Source organism: Peribacillus sp. NPDC058002 (assembly GCF_042886655.1).
In the GTDB taxonomy this organism is placed as follows: domain Bacteria; phylum Bacillota; class Bacilli; order Bacillales; family DSM-1321; genus Peribacillus; species Peribacillus aracenensis.
Map to the genome: position 1 here is coordinate 1 of NZ_JBHVQU010000336.1, position 3,173 is coordinate 3,173.

A 3,173-nucleotide genomic window follows, 5' to 3' on the forward strand; every position below is an offset into this window, starting at 1 on the left:
GAAGTTATATCTGGCAAGCCATATTTGTTTATTCTCTTTTTCCACCACCTAGTAATGCTTTTCGGGTCCATTTGTTTTCCCAATTCAGAACTGAAAAGTAAGAATCGGTCACTGCCTTCCCAACTATCACCTGCCCGAAGTTTTTGTCTAATTTTCATGCTTTTATAACGTTTAAGTTGATCTACTACACCTTGGGATAAAGTTATAGTTCGAATCGAGTTTCTCGTTTTAGGTTCTTTAAAAACGTAACCTTCTTCCTTCGTATGAACTAATACAGAGCTTTCCTAACGAGGAAGGCTTTTTTTCATTCTTTTGGAAGGGCATTCGTAAGTTGCGAAAAAGTGGGCGCTTTTTCTGTACAATAAATAAGAGCTGAATTAATAGTAACAATAATAGTCACGTGGTTGTCCCCTCGTGAATAGCCTTATTTCCCTTCTGCATTAACCGCTTCACAAGAAAAATAAGGAATGGACAATAAAATTAAAAGAATAGATAGACAATTCACGACGAAAACCTTATATAATAAAGCAGCATAGTATTTTTTGGAAAACAATTTAAAGAATTAGAGTAAAACTGGGGGAATAAAATATGGCCTTTTTGTATTATGCTAAAGTAAATGTTAATTCTAATATTCATGAGATACATCAAAAACAGGGAAGTATTGAGGAAATAATGGATCGTATCTATGATCAGTTAAACGATGAAGTAGAGTATTCTATTGAAGAAACAAAACAGTTCATTGATGATTCTGGGGAAGAACAAAGCATAACCAAAACAGAAAAGTATAATTTTTCCAAATTAGATAAAGTTAAAGATATTAATAAATTTTATATTACTGGGAAATTAGTACGCAGATTCCCGTTTAAAGGAGAAGAGTTTGACGAGGAAACAAGGGAGTCTGAAACAGTGATATATAATAATAATTCTGTTAGTACATACTTTTTATTTGATTTACAATCCGAAATAGTTGTTTTCTTCGAACGGAATAAACTGGGTTATAATCAATTTATTGAGGGGTTCCAGGGATTATTAGACCAGCATATTCCGGATATTGGATTCGAAGTCTTTTTAGCAAAGGACAAATTTTCTGTAAGGGAAAGAATTAAAATGTTCCGTAAGGTTCATAAAATCACCTCTACAATTATTCCGCCAAATGCAAATGAAGAGGCTCTGGAAGATTTATATGATAGAAAATCAGAAGAGATGGCTGAAGGTAATATAACTCGACAAACGGGTATTTTTGAATCGCATAGAAGGAATAAAAAGGGAATAGATATAAACTCAAAAGAGGTTTCCAATGTAATAAATATAAGTGAAGCGTTCATTAGTAAGGGGTATGGAAAACTAAAAGTAGAAGGCGAAAATAGTGAAGGAGTAGAAATTCATTACGATTCTGATGCTGATTCTCCTATTCAAACCCGAATTACTGAAAAACAAAAGAATAACAGAGATACTTTCGTCGAAATGTCTCTTAAAGGGATAACTGCAATCTTAGGTAAGCAAACTGTTGATAAAATCAAGAAGGATAATAATGATAAATCAAATGAACCACCACAAAAAAGTAATTGATAAAGGCTTAGAAAGTTGGTGAGCATTTTGTGAAACTTCTTACATATAAATCTTTAAAAGAAAAAGTAAATCCACCCAATTACTTTATTGATATAAAAAAGTTTGAATCATACTTTTCACTAATATGTTCAATTCTATTATCCAGTTTATTGTTTGCTATTGCTATTCAATCTAATTCAAAAGATATAATTAAATTAATTGATGTTACAAGAAATATATTATTAAATTCAACATTCGGATTACTTGGCATGTTAGGTTTTATTGTATCAGGTCTAGCTATAATAACGGGAACTATAGGAAATAAAATTACTCAGAAAATGATTGAAGCGGATAAATATAATTCACTTCTTTCTATTTTATATAGTTTTGTTTATATCGGGAGATTTATCGGTATATTAATTGTAGCTTTGATCACAGCTTACTTTTTTGTTAGTATACCTTTGCCTTTTAATATTTATCTTTTTGTTGGATTATCTTTTGTCTTATCTTATTGTTTGTTTTTTACTGTATTCTTTGCAGTATCATTATTGGTAACCTGCATTAATATCTTTCAACTTAACTTTATTTATTCTGAGGATAAAGGTTTAAGTAATAAAAATAATGAAAAAGTTGATATATTCTTTAATGATGCAAGAATTGATACTTTGACAAGCATCTTAATTGATAAAGCTAATCTTACAAAAGAAGAGTTTACTGCAGAACTTACTAAGAACATCGATAATGATTGTCCAAAAGAATATAAAAAAATGGTTATTGAAAAGGCTAAGAAGTACTATGATTTTGAATGAAAATTTAAGATATATCATAAATCCTAAAAGAGCTTGGAATTATTCGAGCTTTTGTACAATATTAAAGTATCGGTCCCAAAGGAAAAAGAAAAAATTAAAGCGGAAGTTGATGGATTTAGTACAGGATCTGCATATATTTTCTTACCTTCTATATATATTCTTCTAAATGATAGAATAATAAATGGTGAATATTGTTCATAGACTTATTTATTAAACATACTTATTAATGATATATGTAGGTATTACATGTAAGTCAACCATTGCTTTAAAGTAAGTTATGAATTTAGGTAGGTGGGATAATGGTGGAAGTCTCCACGAATAATGAATTATTACAAGCAAAGATAGAGAAATGGAAAAGGGATCTAATTGATCTAACTAACCGAAATGTGCTCTTGAATTTCCGTCCCAAGAAGACCAATTCTTTGCAGGTCTTGGAAAAACCTCAAGAATTGTTTGATCTTTTAGTGAAAAACTCCAAAAACTTGAATATGGAAGAGTTGAAAACTCCTTTTTCCGAGCAAATTCAAAAGATTATAGATTCTAATGAAGAAGAACAGATGAAACGTAAGAAAGCCGGAGAAGAAAAAGAAAGGTTTACAAAATTAGTTGCAAAGCTCCGATTAGAAGCTCGTACCCGTTTAAATGAACAAGGAATCCAAACTCTTTATCTGGTGTTTGGGGTGCTAAAATGGAAAGAACAGGGGAGTGACAAAGAATTTATGTCTCCTTTGTTACTTGTTCCTGTTGAGTTAAATCGTTCTAGTGCAAATCAACCCTTCCAAATAAAAATGGTGGAGGATGAAATTGTTCTTAACC

At 30.8% G+C, this 3,173-nt stretch carries 3 protein-coding genes; all 3 read left to right on the forward strand.

From position 1 onward, the window contains the following. Window positions 1-588: 588 nt before the first annotated feature. A complete protein-coding gene (locus ACFVSH_RS24600) occupies window positions 589-1,569 on the forward strand; it encodes a hypothetical protein (RefSeq protein WP_387708361.1) in 981 nt (326 codons plus the stop codon). Window positions 1,570-1,598: 29 nt separating this feature from the next. Then, complete coding sequence (locus tag ACFVSH_RS24605) at window positions 1,599-2,357, forward strand: hypothetical protein (protein ID WP_387708363.1); 759 nt, start codon at window positions 1,599-1,601, stop codon at window positions 2,355-2,357. A gap of 302 nt (window positions 2,358-2,659) precedes the next feature. Further along, window positions 2,660-3,173 (forward strand): DUF4011 domain-containing protein (locus tag ACFVSH_RS24610; protein ID WP_387708365.1); only part of this gene is annotated, 514 nt, incomplete at its 3' end.

Bases quoted from the DNA above. Each gene is read 5' to 3' on its own strand.
- ACFVSH_RS24600 (WP_387708361.1), top strand. From the start codon at position 589: ATGGCCTTTTTGTATTATGCTAAAGTAAATGTTAATTCTAATATTCAT.